Here is a 15272-nt window from a genome sequence, read left to right as displayed (position 1 = left end):
GGACAGGCATTCGGCTCGCTCCACCTACCCGCCAGAGCAGCCCGGCGAACGCGAACGGCACCTCAGCAGAGGAGGCCGCGCCAGGGAAAGGATTCATCGTGCGACACCGTTCCTTGCTCATCCTCACCACCGTGATCACCACGGGAGCACTCACACTCACCGCTTGTGGTTCTCGCGACGAAGGCAAGAGCACCGGGGGAAGCGACAAGATAACCGTCGTCATCGGTGTCGACGCGCCGCTCACCGGATCGCTCTCCGCGCTCGGCCAGGGCATCAAGAACTCGGTCGACCTCGCCGCCAAGACCGCGAACAAGACCAACGAGGTCCCCGGCGTCGAGTTCAAGATCGAGGCCCTCGACGACCAGGCCGTCCCGGCCTCCGGCCAGGCCAACGCCACCAAGCTCGTCGGCAACAAGGACGTCCTCGGCGTCGTCGGCCCGCTGAACTCCGGCGTCGCCCAGTCGATGCAGGGCGTCTTCAACTCCGCCAACCTGCTCCAGGTCTCCCCCGCCAACACCAACCCGTCGCTGAGCCAGGGCGACAACTGGGCCAAGGGCGACCTCAAGCGTCCCTTCGCGTCGTACTTCCGCACGGCCGCCACGGACGTCGTCCAGGGCAAATTCGCCGCGCAGTACTACTACAACGACGCCAAGAAGCGGAAGGTCTTCGTCGTCGACGACAAGCAGACCTACGGCGCCGGCCTCGCCGCGATCTTCTCCGAGGAGTTCAAGCGCCTCGGCGGCACGGTCGTCGGCACCGACCACGTCACGGTCAAGGAGACCGACTTCTCCTCCACCGCCGACAAGGTCAAGGCCGCGGGCGCCGACTCCGTCTACTTCGGTGGCCAGTACCCCGAAGGCGGACTGCTCTCCGACCAGATCAAGAAGACGGGCGCCAAGATCCCCACCATGGGTGGCGACGGCATCTACGACCCGAACTTCATCTCGGCCTCCGGTGAGTCGAACGACGGCGACTTCGCCACCTCCATCGGCTACCCCGTGGAGAAGCTCGACACCGCCAAGAAGTTCATCGCCGACTACGCGGCCGGCGGCTACAAGGACCCGTACGCGGCCTACGGCGGCTACTCGTACGACGCCGGCTGGACGATCATCCAGGCCGTCAAGGCCGTCGTCGCCGCCAACGACGGCAAGCTCCCCGACGACGCCCGCAAGCAGGTCGTCGAGGCCACCAGCAAGGTCAGCTTCGACGGTGTGACCGGCAAGGTCTCCTTCGACGAGTACGGCGACACCACCAACAAGCAGCTCACCGTGTACAAGGTCGAAGGCGGTACCTGGAAGGACGTCAAGAGCGCCACGTTCGAGGACTGACCTCCCGGACACGGCCCCCACAACACGACCGGACCGCGCGAGGGCGCAACAGCGCCCTCGCGCGGTGTCATATCCGACACGCTCATCGGAGGCCCTGCGGTGAACGAACTGCCGCAACAGCTGGCCAACGGCCTTGCCCTCGGTGCCCTTTACGGCTTGATCGCCATTGGGTACACCATGGTCTACGGCATCGTCCAGCTCATCAACTTCGCCCATGGCGAGATCTTCATGATCGGGGGCTTCGGTGCCCTCACCACCTACACCTGGCTCCCCGGCGGAACCTCCCTGCTGGTGGCGATCCCGCTCATGATCATAGGTGGCGCCATAGCCGCGGTGGCCGTGGCCACCGCCGCCGAACGCTTCGCCTACCGCCCCCTGCGCGGAGCACCCAGGCTCGCGCCGCTGATCACCGCGATCGGCCTGTCCATCACACTGCAGCAGCTCATCTGGGCCTTCTACCCCGACGCCAAGAAGGCCGTCAGCTTCCCCGAATTCAAGGGTGAGTCCTTCCAGCTGACCGACAACCTCTACATCCAGCGGGCCGACGCCTTCATCTTCGTCCTCGCCCCCCTGTGCATGCTCGCCCTCGGCGTCTTCGTCTCCAAGAGCCGCAGCGGACGCGCCATGCAGGCCACGTCCCAGGACCGGGACACCGCCAAGCTCATGGGCATCAACACCGACCGCATCATCGTGATGGCCTTCGCCATCGGCGCCGCCTTCGCCGCGGTCGCCGCGGTCGCCTACGGACTCGACAAGGGCCAGATCAACTTCGAGATGGGCTTCCTCCTCGGACTCAAGGCGTTCACCGCCGCCGTCCTCGGAGGCATCGGCAACATCTACGGAGCCATGGTCGGCGGCGTCGTCCTCGGCCTCGCCGAAGCCATGTCGATCGCCTACATCGAGGAAATCCCCGGCATGCAGCAGCTCGGCGGCGGCGCCTGGGCCAACGTCTGGGCGTTCGTACTTCTCATCGTCGTACTCCTCGTCAGGCCACAGGGCCTGCTCGGTGAGCGCGTCGCGGATCGGGCGTGAGAACTATGACCGACACAGCCTCCTCCCGCACCACGCAGTTGCGCGTACTCGCCCTCGCCGGCGGCATCGCCACCGTAGCCAGCACCTTCCTCTCCTGGACCTACACCGCCGAGTTCCCCGGCGACCTCACCGTCTACGGCTACCCGGGCGGCCTCCAGGTCCTCACCCTCACCGCCGGTCTGCTCATCGCGCTCTTCGCGCTCTCCGCACTCGGCGTCAAGGGCCTGCGCTGGCTCACCCCCACCGGCTCCACCAAGGCGCTCCAGCTCTTCGCCCTCGGAGCCCTGGCCACCACCTGGTTCACCGTCATCGCCATCGCGGTCGAACTCGGCGGAGTCGTCAACCTCGAACCCGGCGGATTCGTCGCGGCGGTCGCCACCGTCATCCCCGTCGTCGCGGCCTTCCTGCTCCCCGACGACACCCGCAAGGCCACGCGGCCCAAGGAACTCCCCTCCTGGGCAGAGATCCTGATCATCGTGGCCGCCTTCGCCATCGGGCTCTTCGTCTTCACCTACGGCATCGACACCGAGTACGCCGAACTCTTCACCGGCTACCTCCTCACCGTCGGCTTCGCCGCCACCGCGCTCTTCAGGGCCGGCCTCATCGCCCGCCTCAACGGGCTCACCACCAAGTACCGGATGATCGCCGTCTCGGCCGCGTTCGTCGCCGCCGCGGCCTTCCCCTTCACCCAGAACACCGACCAGTTCACCCTGATCGCGGTCAACATCCTCATCTTCGCGACCGTCGCCCTCGGACTGAACATCGTCGTCGGCCTCGCCGGCCTCCTCGACCTCGGATACGTCGCGTTCCTCGGCGTCGGCGCCTACACGGCCGCCCTCGTCTCCGGAACCACCGCGTCCGTCTTCGATGTCCACTTCCCGTTCTGGGCCGCCGTCCTCACCGGCGCCGTCGTCTCACTGATCTTCGGCGTCCTCATCGGCGCGCCCACCCTGCGGCTGCGCGGCGACTACCTCGCCATCGTCACCCTCGGCTTCGGAGAGATCTTCCGTATCGCCGTCGGCAACCTCGACGGAGTCTCCGGCCCCCGCATCACCAACGGTCCCAACGGTGTCCCGAACATCCCCGACCTCAACTTCTTCGGGTACAACTTCGGCGAATCCCACACCGTCCTCGGCTTCGAACTCGGCTCCTACGCCAACTACTACCTGCTGATGCTGCTCGCCATGATCCTCGTGGTGATCGTCTTCAGCCGGGCGGGCAACTCCCGTATCGGCCGCGCCTGGGTCGCCATCCGCGAGGACGAGACCGCCGCCACCGCCATGGGCATCAACGGCTTCCGCGTCAAACTCATCGCCTTCGCCCTCGGCGCCACCCTCGCCGGCCTCGCCGGCACCGTACAGGCGCACGTCCAGCACACCGTGGTCCCCGAGATGTACGTCTTCGCCGGCCCGGTCCCGCCGAACTCCGCCTTCCTGCTCGCCGCCGTCATCCTCGGCGGCATGGGCACCATCAGCGGACCCCTCATCGGCGCCTCACTGCTCTACCTCATCCCGGCGAAGCTCCAGTTCCTCCAGGACTACCAGCTCCTCGGCTTCGGAATCGCGCTCATCCTCCTCATGCGCTTCCGCCCCGAAGGACTCATCGCCAACCGGCGCGCACAACTCGAATTCCACGAGACCGACCAGCTCGACGTACCCGACGACAAACCCGGCGCGGGCGTCAGCACCGCCAAGGCGGGGGCGTGAACGACATGACCACCACGACCACGAGCACCCGGACCACCGTGCTCGACGCCACCGGCGTCACCATGCGCTTCGGCGGACTCACCGCCGTACGCTCCGTCGACCTCCAGGTCAGCAGCGGCGAGATCGTCGGCCTCATCGGCCCCAACGGCGCCGGAAAGACCACCTTCTTCAACTGCCTCACCGGGCTCTACGTACCCACCGAAGGCAGAGTCAGCTACAAGGGCACCGTCCTGCCGCCCAAACCCCACCTGGTCACCCAGGCGGGCATCGCGCGCACCTTCCAGAACATCAGGCTCTTCTCCAACATGACCGTCCTGGAAAACGTCCTCGTCGGACGCCACACCAGGACCAAAGAGGGCCTCTGGTCCGCACTCCTGCGCGGCCCCGGCTTCAAGAAAGCCGAAGCCGCCTCCCATGAGCGCGCCATGGAACTCCTCGAATTCATCGGCCTCCAGCACAAGGCCGACCACCTCGCCCGCAACCTCCCCTACGGCGAACAGCGCAAGCTCGAAATCGCGCGCGCCCTCGCCAGCGAACCCGGCCTGCTGCTCCTGGACGAGCCCACCGCCGGAATGAACCCGCAGGAAACCCGCGTCACCGAAGACCTCGTCTTCGCCATCCGCGACCAGGGCATCGCCGTACTCGTCATCGAGCACGACATGCGCTTCATCTTCAACCTCAGCGACCGCGTCGCCTGTCTCGTCCAGGGCGAGAAGCTCGTCGAAGGCACCGCGGAAGTCGTCCAGGGCGACGAACGCGTCATCGCCGCCTACCTCGGCACCCCCTTCGAAGGCGCCCCCGGCGCCGAGGAGGTCGCCGAAGTCGAGGCGGCCGAAGCGGACGCGCACAGCGACACCAGCACCACCGGTTCGGAAGGGGACGCGAAGTGACCGCACTCCTGGAGGTCGAAGACCTCAAAGTCGCCTACGGCAAGATCGAGGCGGTCAAGGGCATCTCCTTCAGCGTCGAAGCCGGCCAGGTCGTCACCCTCATCGGCACCAACGGCGCGGGCAAGACCACCACCCTGCGCACCCTCTCCGGGCTCCTCAAGCCCTCCGGCGGGCGCATCACCTTCGACGGGAAGCCCCTCTCGGGAGTCCCCGCACACAAGATCGTCGCGCTGGGACTCGCCCACTCCCCCGAAGGCCGGCACATCTTCCCCCGGCTCACCATCACGGAGAACCTCCAGCTCGGAGCGTTCCTCCGGACCGACAAGGCCGGCATCGAGAAGGACATCCAGCGCGCCTACGACCTCTTCCCCATCCTGGGCGAACGACGGAAGCAGGCCGCGGGCACCCTCTCCGGCGGCGAGCAGCAAATGCTCGCCATGGGACGCGCGCTGATGTCCCAGCCCAAGCTGCTCATGCTGGACGAGCCCTCCATGGGCCTCTCCCCGATCATGATGCAGAAGATCATGGAGACCATCGTCGAGCTGCGCGAACAGGGCACGACGATCCTGCTCGTCGAACAGAACGCCCAGGCGGCGCTCTCACTCGCCGACCAGGGCCATGTCATGGAGATCGGCAAGATCGTGCTCTCCGGCACCGGACAGGACCTGCTGCACGACGAGTCCGTACGCAAGGCGTACCTGGGCGAGGACTGACCCTCGCGCACCGGACGTACATCAGGAGGCCCGCCCCGAGAGAAACGGGTGCGGGCCTCCTGACGTAGGTACGTAGGTACGTACGAGCCGCGGGGCTACTGGCCGCCCTTCGCCGCCTTCTTCTCCGCCGCGTCCTCGATGACCGCCTCGGCCACCTGCTGCATCGACATCCGACGGTCCATCGACGTCTTCTGAATCCACCGGAACGCCGCCGGCTCCGTCAGCCCGTACTGCGTCTGCAGCACCGACTTCGCCCGGTCCACCAGCTTCCGCGTCTCCAGCCGCAGCGTAAGATCCGCGACCTCCCGCTCCAGCGTCTTCAGCTCCGTGAACCGCGACACCGCCATCTCGATGGCCGGCACCACATCACTCTTGCTGAACGGCTTCACGAGATACGCCATCGCCCCCGCGTCCCGCGCCCGCTCCACCAGATCACGCTGCGAGAACGCGGTCAGCATCAGCACCGGCGCGATGGACTCCTCGGCGATCCTCTCGGCCGCGGAGATCCCGTCCAGGACGGGCATCTTCACATCCAGGATCACCAGATCCGGCCGATGCTCCCGCGCGAGCTCCACGGCCCGCTCACCGTCGCCGGCCTCGCCGACGACCGAATAACCCTCTTCCTCAAGCATCTCCTTGAGATCGAGACGGATCAGCGCCTCGTCCTCGGCGATGACGACACGCGTCGTCAGCGGCGGAACGTGCGACTTGTCGTCATCGTCGACGGGCTGGGGCGACTCGGGGGCGGTCACGGGGGCTCCTCGTTCCAGACAGGGTGCTGCTCCCCATGAGCCTACCGAGCTGCGGTAAAGTAGGCCCGAGCGGGGGACCCCAATCCCTTGCATTCTGAGGCCCCAGTACTCCAACTGGTTAGAGAGGCCGCTCTCAAACAGCGGACAGTGTGGGTTCGAATCCCACCTGGGGCACTTTCCTTCATTTCCAAGGTCGTATAAGAACGCGCCGCGCCCCCGTGTTACTTCGGACTGTCGTCCTCGCCGATGTGGTGTACGCGCACCAGGTTCGTGGAGCCCGCCACCCCCGGCGGGGAGCCCGCCGTGATGACGACGATGTCGCCCTTGTCGCAGCGGCCGATCTTCAGGAGCTGGTCGTCCACCTGGGCGACCATCGCGTCCGTCGAGTCGACGTGCGGGCCGAGGAAGGCTTCCACGCCCCAGGTGAGGTTCAGCTGGGCGCGGGTGGCCGGGTCCGGGGTGAAGGCGAGCAGGGGGATCGGGGAGCGGTAGCGGGAGAGGCGCTTGACCGTGTCGCCGGACTGGGTGAAGGCGACCAGGAACTTCGCGCCGAGGAAGTCGCCCATCTCGGCCGCCGCGCGGGCCACCGCGCCGCCCTGGGTGCGGGGCTTGCTGCTCTCCGTGATCGGGGGGAGGCCCTTGGCGAGGAGGTCTTCCTCGGCGGCCTCGACGATGCGGCCCATGGTCTTGACCGTCTCGATGGGGTACTTGCCGACGCTGGTCTCGCCGGAGAGCATCACCGCGTCCGTGCCGTCGATCACCGCGTTGGCGACGTCGGACGCCTCTGCGCGGGTGGGGCGGGAGTTGTCGATCATCGAGTCGAGCATCTGGGTGGCGACGATGACCGGCTTGGCGTTGCGCCTGGCCAGTTTGATGGCGCGCTTCTGGACGATCGGCACCTGTTCGAGGGGCATTTCGACGCCGAGGTCGCCCCGGGCGACCATGATGCCGTCGAAGGCGGCGACGATGCCGTCGATGTTCTCGACGGCCTGCGGCTTCTCGATCTTGGCGATGACGGGGACCCGTCGGCGCTCCTCGTCCATGATGCGGTGGACGTCGTTGATGTCGTCGCCGCTGCGTACGAAGGAGAGCGCGATGGCGTCGGCGCCGGCGCGCAGCGCCCAGCGGAGGTCCTCGACGTCCTTGTCGGAGAGGGCGGGGACGGAGACGGCGACGCCGGGGAGGTTGAGGCCCTTGTTGTCGGAGACCATGCCGCCCTCGATGACGAGGGTGTGGACGCGGGGTCCTTCGACGGAGGTGACTTCGAGGGTGACCTTGCCGTCGTCGACGAGGATGCGCTCCCCGGTGGTGACATCGGCGGCGAGTCCTTCGTAGGTGGTGCCGCAGGTATGGCGGTCGCCTTCGAGGGGTTCGACGGTGATGGTGAATTCGTCGCCGCGTTCAAGGAGTACCGGTCCTTCACGGAACCGGCCGAGGCGGATCTTCGGACCTTGAAGGTCGGCGAGGATTCCGACGCTGCGGCCGGTTTCTTCCGCGGCTTCCCGTACGCGCTGATAGCGCTCCTCGTGCTCGGCGTAGGTGCCGTGGCTGAGGTTGAGTCGGGCGACGTCCATTCCGGCTTCGACCAGTGCCTTGATCTGGTCGTACGAGTCGGTGGCGGGCCCCAGGGTACAGACGATCTTCGCTCGGCGCATATATCGAGCCTAGAGCTTACCGGCCGGTAGGGAATTGGCGCTGCATGACTACTCAACAACCTTTGCGTGAAAGGTTATTGACAAGTGTTGAATGGGCGCGGGGCCGCTCCTATGAGCATTTCTTCGGCGTCAAATCGGGCGGGGTCATCGTGAAGCGCGCGTTCACCTGCGCGTAGACGGTCTGGCGCTGTGGTTCGAGATCGAGCGCGGGCGCGGCCTCGGCCGCCTCGGCGGCTCCGTAGCCGCTGCGGCTGCGCAGGCCGCCGGGCGCGGCGGGCAGTCCGTACGCGGCGGTGTTCTCCGCGCCGAGGTCGGCCAGCTCGACCAGCGCGGCGAGCTGGGCGCCGAGGGCTTCGGCGTATTCGCGGGCGCGCTGGACGGCTTCCCGTACGGCCTGGCGCCGGGCGTCGCCGTGGGCCGGCGAGTCGGGGCGCAGGGCCCACCAGGGGCCGCTGACCTTGGTCAGTTCGAGGTCGGCGAGCCGGGTGGTGAGTTCCCCCAGAGCGGTGAAGTCGGCCAGTTCGGCCGTGAGATGAACTCGGCCGTGGTACGCGCGGATGCGTTCGCCGCGGCCGTGCTTGGTGAGTTCGGGGCTGATGGAGAACGCTCCGGTCTCCAGCTTCTCGACGGCGTCGCCGTAGGACTTGACGAGCGCGAGGACTTCTCCGTTGCGGCGGGTGAGGTCGTCGAGGGCGGTGCGCCGGTCGGTGCCGCGCGCGCTGACCGCGATGCCGATCCTGGCGATCTCCGGGTCGACCTCCAGCCGCGCTTCGCCGCGGACCGCGACCCTCGGCGTCTCGGGCGTGCCGTAGGGCGCGGCGGGGGTCGGTGTGTCGGCGGTGGTCACGGGCGGCTCCCTCGTTGGACGACTGCGGCTTCGGCTGCGGCTTCGGCTGCGGCTTCGGCTCCGGCTCCGGCTGCGACCGCGGCTGCGATCGCGGCTCCGGCTGCGACCGCGGCTACGTCTCCACTCTCGCACCCGGGTACGACAGTCGGGTGCTGTAGCGCCATGCGACAACCGGCAGTCATCTGATCGAAACCCTGCGGGGGTGTTGCCGACGTCGCGTTTGGGCCAGAATCTACGCGCGTTGTGCAATGTTCCGAGGGAGAAGAGAAGGAAATGCCGCTGAACCGTAGGACGTTCCTGGGAAGTTCGGCTGTCGCCGGCGCGAGTGTGGCGCTGGTGGGCGGCGCGACCGTCCCGGCGGAGGCCACCGGCCAGGCTCAAGGTCCCGTCACTGGACGTCCGCCCAAGCGGTACTCGTTCACCGTGCTGGGGACCACCGATCTCCATGGCAATGTCTTCAACTGGGACTACTTCACCGACAAGGAGTTCGACGACTCCGCTCACAATGATGTCGGCCTGGCGAAGATCTCCACGCTGGTCGACCAAATCCGTAAGGAGAAGGGCCGCCAGAACACGCTGCTGATCGACGCGGGTGACACCATTCAGGGCACCCAGCTGTCGTACTACTACGCCAAGGTCGACCCGATCACCGCGAAGCGCGGTCCGGTGCATCCGATGGCGCAGGCGATGAACGCGATCGGCTATGACGCGGCGGCGCTCGGCAACCACGAGTTCAATTACGGCATTCCGGTGCTGCGGAAGTTCGAGGAGCAGTGTCATTTCCCGCTGCTCGGTGCCAACGCGCTGGACGCGAAGACGCTGAAGCCGGCTTTCGCGCCGTATGTGATCAAGAAGCTGCGGACGCCGCACGGCCGTGATGTGCGGGTCGCGATCCTCGGGCTGACGAACCCCGGCATCGCGATCTGGGACAAGGCGAACGTCCAGGGCAAGATGACGTTCCCGGGTCTGGAGGAGCAGGCCGCGAAGTGGGTGCCGAAGCTGCGTTCGATGGGCGCGGACGTCGTCATCGTCTCCGCGCACTCCGGTACGAGCGGGACGTCCTCGTACGGCGATCAGGTGCCGTACGTGGAGAACGCCGCGACGCTGGTGGCGGAGCAGGTGCCGGGGATCGACGCGATTCTCGTCGGGCACGCGCACGCCGAGATCCCGGAGCGCCGGGTGGTCAACAAGAAGACGGGCAAGGACGTCGTCCTGTCCGAGCCGCTCAAGTGGGGCCAGCGGCTGACGCTCTTCGATTTCGACCTGGTGTGGGAGCGGGGCTCCTGGACGGTCGAGAAGGTCGGCTCGCAGGTCCTGAACTCCAATACGGTCCCCGAGGACAAGAAGATCACCGGGCTGCTCTCCGATGAGCACCGCAAGGTCGTGGCGTATGTCAATCAGGTGATCGGTACGTCCACGGCCGCCATGTCCACGGTCGACGCGCCGTGGAAGGACGAGCCGATCATCGATCTGATCAATCATGTGCAGACGGAGACGGTGAAGGCGGCGCTGGCGGGCGGCGAGTGGGCGGCGCTGCCGGTGCTGTCGCAGGCGTCGTGTTTCTCGCGTACGGCGGCGATCCCGGCCGGCAAGGTGACCATCAAGGACGCGGCGGGGCTGTACCCGTTCGAGAACACGATGGAGGCGCGGCTGCTGACCGGCGCGCAGATCAGGGAGTATCTGGAGTTCTCGGCGCGGTATTACGTGCAGACGGCGGCGGGTGCGCCGGTGGACACGTCGAAGCTGACGAACGCCGGCAACACGCCGGACTACAACTATGACGTGGTGTCCGGTCTGACGTACGAGATCGACATAGCGAAGCCGGCCGGGTCGCGGATCGTGAACCTCAGGTTCGAGGGCAAGGATCTGGACCCGGCGGCGAAGTTCGTACTGGCCGTCAACAACTACCGGGCGAGCGGCGGCGGGAACTTCCCGCATGTGGCCGGCGCGCAGCAGCTGTGGGCCAATTCGGACGAGATCCGCAACACGATCATCGGGTGGGTGCAGTCGGCGGGCACGGTCGATCCGGCGCGGTTCGCCTCGGTGGACTGGAAGCTGACGCGGGACGGCACGCCGGTCTTCTGACCCACCGGTCGTCAGGCGCTTCGGCCGCTGTCACCGTACTTCGGTGAGCGGGACCAGACCCCTCGGTGCGGGCACCGTGCGGGTCCGGTCCCGTCCGTCGAGTCCGAAGCTGGTGAACGCGGTGCGCCGGGGCAGGGGGTAGGACTCCTTGCCGGTGAGGTGGTTGAGGATGGTGGCGCTGCGCCAGGCCGCGAGCCCGAGGTCGGGCGCGCCGACGCCATGGGTGTGGCGTTCGCCGTTCTGTACGTAGACGGAGCCGGTGACTTCCGGGTCCAGGGTGATCCGGTGGTGCTGGTCGATCCGGGGGCGTCCTGAACCGTCCCGGCGCATGTACGGGTCGAGTCCGGCGAGGATCCGGTCGAGGGGGCGCTCCCGGTAGCCGGTGGCGAGGACGACGGCGTCGGTGGTGAGCCGGGACCTGGATGCCTGCTGGGCGTGTTCCAGATGGAGTTCGACCTTGGTCGTGGCGATGCGGCCCGCGGTACGGACGGAGACGCCGGGGGTGAGGACGACGTCGGGCCAGCCGCCGTGCAGGGTGCGCCGGTACAGCTCGTCGTGGATGGCGGCGATGGTGTCGGCGTCGATGCCCTTGTGGAGCTGCCACTGCCGGGGGATCAGCTCGTCGCGTACATGCTCGGGCAGGGCGTGGAAGTAGCGGGTGTAGTCGGGGGTGAACTGTTCCAGGCCGAGCTTGGAGTACTCCATGGGCGCGAAGGCTTCGGTGCGGGCCAGCCAGTGGATCTTCTCGGCTCCGGTGGGCCTGGCGCGCAGCAGGTCGAGGAAGATCTCGGCGCCGGACTGTCCTGATCCGATGACGGTGATGTGTCCGGCGGCGAGCAGCCGGTCGCGGTGGTCGAGATAGTCGGAGGAGTGGATGACCGGCGCGGCGGGGGCTTCGACGAGTGGTTTGAGCGGGTCGGGGATGTACGGCTCGGTGCCGATGCCGAGGGCGATATGGCGGGCGTGGGCGCGGCCGAGGGCTTCGACCTCGCCGTCCTGGTCGAGCTGGGTGAAGTCGACTTCGAACAGGTCGCGTTCGGGGTTCCAGCGCACCGCGTCGACCTGGTGGCCGAAGTGGAGCCCGGGGAGCTGTTCGCTGACCCAGCGGCAGTACGCGTCGTATTCGGCGCGCTGGATGTGGAAGCGCTCGGCGAAGTAGAAGGGGAAGAGCCGGTCGCGGGCCCGCAGATAGCTGAGGAAGGACCAGGGGCTGGCGGGGTCGGCGAGGGTGACCAGGTCGGCGAGGAAGGGGACCTGGAGGCTGGCGCCGTCGATGAGCAGGCCGGGGTGCCAGCGGAAGACGGGGTTCTGGTCGAAGAAGGTGGTGGCGAGTCCGCCGCGGACTCCGTCGGCGAGTGCGGCGAGGGAGAGATTGAACGGGCCGATGCCGACACCCACCAGGTCGCGGGGCTGGGTGAGGTCGGTTGGCTGGGCGGTCATCGGCGGGTGCTGCCTTCCACGAGTCGGGCACCCGGGAGGTCCGGGGTTGGTGGTGGTGCCTACGAAGCACAACGAGCCCGCCCGCGAGGGGTATTGGCGCCCGGCGAAGGACGCGGGAAGTCGGCTGAAAACGCTCGCGGATCCGGCGTGCGCGACGCGGGTGAGCGTGTAGGCGTACGCCGGATCACGGGCGGATCGGCCACCGGCCCCGGACCGGAACCGGCCCCGGACGGAACCGGCGGCGGCCCGGAACCGGCGGCGGAGCGGTCAGGAGGCGGTACGGACCCGCAGCGCCCGGTGCAGGTCGTCGAGCTGGTCGGCGAGCTTGCGGCGCAGCGCCGGGATCATCTCCGCGCTGTCCAGGCACTTCCGGCCGAGGCGCAGTGACTCCTCGTCGACGGCGTACAGCGGGAAGGCGTGGCGGCCGGCCGCGTCGGCGATGGCCGGTCCGCGCCGGTCGGCGAGTGCGACGGCGTCGGCGTAGTAGCGGGGCACGTACTCCCGTACCAGCGCGGCCTGTTCGGGCTGCCAGAAACCCTTGGCGATGGCGGTGAAGAGGTAGTTGGAGAGGTTGTCGGTCTCGAAGAGCCCGGCCCACGCGCGGGCCTTGGCCTCCGGGTCGGGCAGGGCGGCGTGGCAGCGGGCGGCGCCTTCCTGGCCGGTGGCGCTGGGGTCGCGTTCGAGCTCGGCGTCGATGACGTCGGGGTCGACGGCGCCGAGGACGGCGAGCCGGGTGAGGACACGCCAGCGGAGTTCGGGGTCGAGCTCGGGGCCGCCGGGGACACTGCCTGATTCCAGCCATTCCAGGAGGGCGCCGGGCCGGCCGGCGGCGTCGATGAAGTGGCGTACGGCGGTGAGGCGCAGCCCGGGGTCCTCGCCATCCTCGGTGCGGCGGATCAGGTCGCGGGAGATCGCGGTGAGGGTGGCGAGCGCGGCGGGGCGGTCCGTGTCGGACAGATAGCGGTCGGTGATCTGAAGGGCGGCGAAGTCCAGGACGCCCTGGACGACGGCGAGGTCCGTCTCACGCGGCAGATGGACACGGGCGGCGTCCAGATAGGCGGTGGGGGCGAGCTCGCCGTCGCGGACCATGTCGCGGGCGGCGTTCCAGATGACGGCGCGGGTCAGCGGGTCGGGGACACCGGAGAGGGCGCGCAGCGCGGTGTCCCAGGACACGGCGTCGAGGCGGACCTTGGCGTAGGTCAGATCGCCGTCGTTGAGGACGACGAGGTCGGGGCGGTGCCCGGCCGCGGTGACGGGCTCGGTCAGCGGCAGGTCGAGTGCGAGGAGGTCGCGCCGGGTCAGCCGGGCCGGGTCGGCGCGGTCGAGGTCGTACGCGCCGACGGTGACGCGGTGCGGGCGGCTGCCGTCGCGTACGACGTCGAGGGTCCAGCCGGTGTCGGTGCCGGAGATCCGGGGGGTGAGGGTGTCGACGCCGGTGGTGCGCAGCCACTGCCCGGCCCAGGCGTGTACGTCGCGGTCGGTGGCCTGGGCGAGGGAGTCGATGAAGTCGGCGAGGGTGGCGTTGGCGAACTTGTGCCGGGCGAAGTGGGTGTTGATGCCGGCGAGGAAGTCCTTCTCGCCGAGCCAGGCGACGAGCTGGCGCAGCGCGGAGGCGCCCTTGGCGTAGGAGATGCCGTCGAAGTTGAGCAGCGCGGAGGCGGTGTCGGGGACGGCGTCGGGGTCGGGGGCGACGGGGTGGGTGGAGGGCCGCTGGTCGGCGTCGTACCCCCAGGATTTGCGGCCGATGGCGAAGTCGACCCAGGTGTCGGAGCCCCATTTTCTGGGGGGATTCCCCCCAGACCCCGCGAGGGTGGCTTCGGTGAGGGTCTGGTAGCCCATGTACTCGGCGAAGGACTCGTTCAGCCAGATGTCGTCCCACCAGGCGAGGGTGACGAGGTCCCCGAACCACATGTGGGCCATCTCGTGGGCGATCACCATGGCGCGGGTCTGGCGCTCGGTGTCGGTGACGGCGGAGCGGTAGACGAACTCGTCGCGGAAGGTGACGAGTCCGGGGTTCTCCATGGCGCCGGCGTTGAACTCGGGGACGAACGCCTGGTCGTACGAGTCGAAGGGGTACGGCTCGGTGAACTTCTCGTGGTACCGGTCGTAGCAGGCGCGGGTGATGTCGAGGATCTCGTCGGCGTCGGCGTCGAGGTAGGGCGCGAGGGAGCGCCGGCAGTGGATGCCGAAGGGCAGCCCGGCGTGTTCGGTGCGTACGGAGTGCCAGGGTCCGGCGGCGACCGCGACGAGGTAGGTGGAGATGAGCGGGGTGGCGGCGAGGGTCCAGTGGCGCCCTTCGGTCCGGGTGGCGACGCCGTTGCCGAGGACGGTCCACTGCTCGGGCGCGGTGACGGTCAGCTCGAAGACGGCTTTGAGATCGGGCTGGTCGAAGGCCGCGAAGACCCGCTGGACGTCGTCCATGAACAGCTGGGTGTAGACGTAGGTCTCGCCGTCGGCGGGGTCGGTGAAGCGGTGCATGCCCTCGCCGGTACGGGAGTACCGCATCGCGGCGTCGACGCGCAGCTCGTGTTCCCCGGCGGTGAGCCCGGTGAGCGGGAGCCGGTTCCCGGCGAGCGCCGCCGGGTCGAGCGGCCGGCCGTCGAGCGTGACGGAGCGCAGGGTGGCGGGCTTGAGTTCGACGAAGGTGTCTCCGGCAGCCTGAGCGGTGAACTTTATGACGGTGCGGGAGTCGAAGGTGTCCTCGCCGGTGGTCAGATCGAGTGCGATCGTGTACCGGTGGACATCGAGGAACTGGGCTCGGGTCTGCGCTTCGTCGCGCGTCAGTACGGACATGGGGGCCATGCTGCCCGATGTGCCGCGAGCG

The 15272-nt window shown here is 68.3% G+C and carries 11 protein-coding genes and 1 tRNA gene; 7 read left to right on the top strand and 5 right to left on the bottom strand.

What is annotated here, in order from left to right:
• Positions 1-98: 98 nt before the first annotated feature.
• The 5 genes from IF11_RS0123145 (at position 99) to IF11_RS0123125 (ending at position 5669) form a co-directional block, all read left to right on the top strand.
• Positions 99-1328: a branched-chain amino acid ABC transporter substrate-binding protein gene (locus IF11_RS0123145; protein WP_030353614.1), complete on the top strand. Its 1230-nt coding sequence runs from the start codon at positions 99-101 to the stop codon at positions 1326-1328.
• A gap of 99 nt (positions 1329-1427) precedes the next feature.
• Positions 1428-2360: a branched-chain amino acid ABC transporter permease gene (locus IF11_RS0123140; protein ID WP_030353613.1), complete on the top strand. Its 933-nt coding sequence runs from the start codon at positions 1428-1430 to the stop codon at positions 2358-2360.
• 5 nt (positions 2361-2365) lie between these two features.
• Positions 2366-4066 carry a branched-chain amino acid ABC transporter permease gene (locus IF11_RS0123135; protein ID WP_030353612.1) on the top strand — a complete coding sequence of 567 codons (1701 nt, stop codon included), beginning with the start codon at positions 2366-2368 and terminating at the stop codon, positions 4064-4066.
• A gap of 5 nt (positions 4067-4071) precedes the next feature.
• The gene (locus IF11_RS0123130) at positions 4072-4956 is read left to right on the top strand and encodes an ABC transporter ATP-binding protein (protein ID WP_030353611.1); all 885 of its coding nucleotides are present in this window, start codon (positions 4072-4074) and stop codon (positions 4954-4956) included.
• Positions 4953-5669 carry an ABC transporter ATP-binding protein gene (locus IF11_RS0123125; RefSeq protein WP_030353610.1) on the top strand — a complete coding sequence of 239 codons (717 nt, stop codon included), beginning with the start codon at positions 4953-4955 and terminating at the stop codon, positions 5667-5669. The genes IF11_RS0123130 and IF11_RS0123125 overlap by 4 nt, the downstream gene beginning before the upstream one ends.
• Positions 5670-5764: 95 nt before the next feature.
• Here IF11_RS0123125 and IF11_RS0123120 read toward each other — a convergent pair whose 3' ends face one another.
• Positions 5765-6421: an ANTAR domain-containing response regulator gene (locus tag IF11_RS0123120; protein WP_030353609.1), complete on the bottom strand. Its 657-nt coding sequence runs from the start codon at positions 6419-6421 to the stop codon at positions 5765-5767.
• Between the two features lie 99 nt (positions 6422-6520).
• Between IF11_RS0123120 and IF11_RS0123115 the strand changes: the two genes are divergently transcribed.
• Positions 6521-6595 (top strand) — tRNA-Leu (locus IF11_RS0123115).
• Positions 6596-6642: 47 nt separating this feature from the next.
• Here IF11_RS0123115 and pyk read toward each other — a convergent pair.
• Entirely contained in the window at positions 6643-8076 is a 1434-nt protein-coding gene (gene pyk, locus IF11_RS0123110; RefSeq protein ID WP_030353608.1) for a pyruvate kinase, read from the bottom strand.
• Between the two features lie 109 nt (positions 8077-8185).
• On the bottom strand, positions 8186-8923 hold the full coding sequence (locus tag IF11_RS0123105) for an SIMPL domain-containing protein (protein ID WP_030353607.1): 738 nt from the start codon (positions 8921-8923) through the stop codon (positions 8186-8188).
• Between the two features lie 273 nt (positions 8924-9196).
• Between IF11_RS0123105 and IF11_RS0123095 the strand changes: the two genes are divergently transcribed.
• Positions 9197-11008 carry a bifunctional metallophosphatase/5'-nucleotidase gene (locus IF11_RS0123095; protein ID WP_030353606.1) on the top strand — a complete coding sequence of 604 codons (1812 nt, stop codon included), beginning with the start codon at positions 9197-9199 and terminating at the stop codon, positions 11006-11008.
• Between the two features lie 30 nt (positions 11009-11038).
• Here the strand turns inward: IF11_RS0123095 and IF11_RS0123090 are convergent, their stop codons facing one another.
• Both IF11_RS0123090 and pepN read right to left on the bottom strand, forming a co-directional pair.
• Entirely contained in the window at positions 11039-12448 is a 1410-nt protein-coding gene (locus tag IF11_RS0123090) for a lysine N(6)-hydroxylase/L-ornithine N(5)-oxygenase family protein (RefSeq protein ID WP_030353605.1), read from the bottom strand.
• Between the two features lie 267 nt (positions 12449-12715).
• Positions 12716-15241 (bottom strand): aminopeptidase N, encoded by a 2526-nt coding sequence (gene pepN / locus IF11_RS0123085; protein WP_030353604.1) that lies wholly within the window; start codon positions 15239-15241, stop codon positions 12716-12718.
• Between the last annotated feature and the right edge of the window lie 31 nt (positions 15242-15272).

The sequence above is a fragment of the Streptomyces scopuliridis RB72 genome, from assembly GCF_000718095.1.
In the GTDB taxonomy this organism is placed as follows: Bacteria; Actinomycetota; Actinomycetes; order Streptomycetales; family Streptomycetaceae; genus Streptomyces; species Streptomyces scopuliridis.
This window is presented reverse-complemented; position numbering and strand designations above follow the sequence as displayed.

Excerpts from the sequence above, each read along its gene's own strand:
- IF11_RS0123130 (WP_030353611.1), top strand. The coding sequence starts at position 4,072 with ATGACCACCACGACCACGAGCACCCGGACCACCGTGCTCGACGCCACC.
- IF11_RS0123095 (WP_030353606.1), top strand. The coding sequence starts at position 9,197 with ATGCCGCTGAACCGTAGGACGTTCCTGGGAAGTTCGGCTGTCGCCGGC.
- IF11_RS0123090 (WP_030353605.1), bottom strand. The coding sequence starts at position 12,448 with ATGACCGCCCAGCCAACCGACCTCACCCAGCCCCGCGACCTGGTGGGT.
- pyk (WP_030353608.1), bottom strand. The coding sequence starts at position 8,076 with ATGCGCCGAGCGAAGATCGTCTGTACCCTGGGGCCCGCCACCGACTCG.
- pepN (WP_030353604.1), bottom strand. The coding sequence starts at position 15,241 with ATGTCCGTACTGACGCGCGACGAAGCGCAGACCCGAGCCCAGTTCCTC.
- IF11_RS0123135 (WP_030353612.1), top strand. The coding sequence starts at position 2,366 with ATGACCGACACAGCCTCCTCCCGCACCACGCAGTTGCGCGTACTCGCC.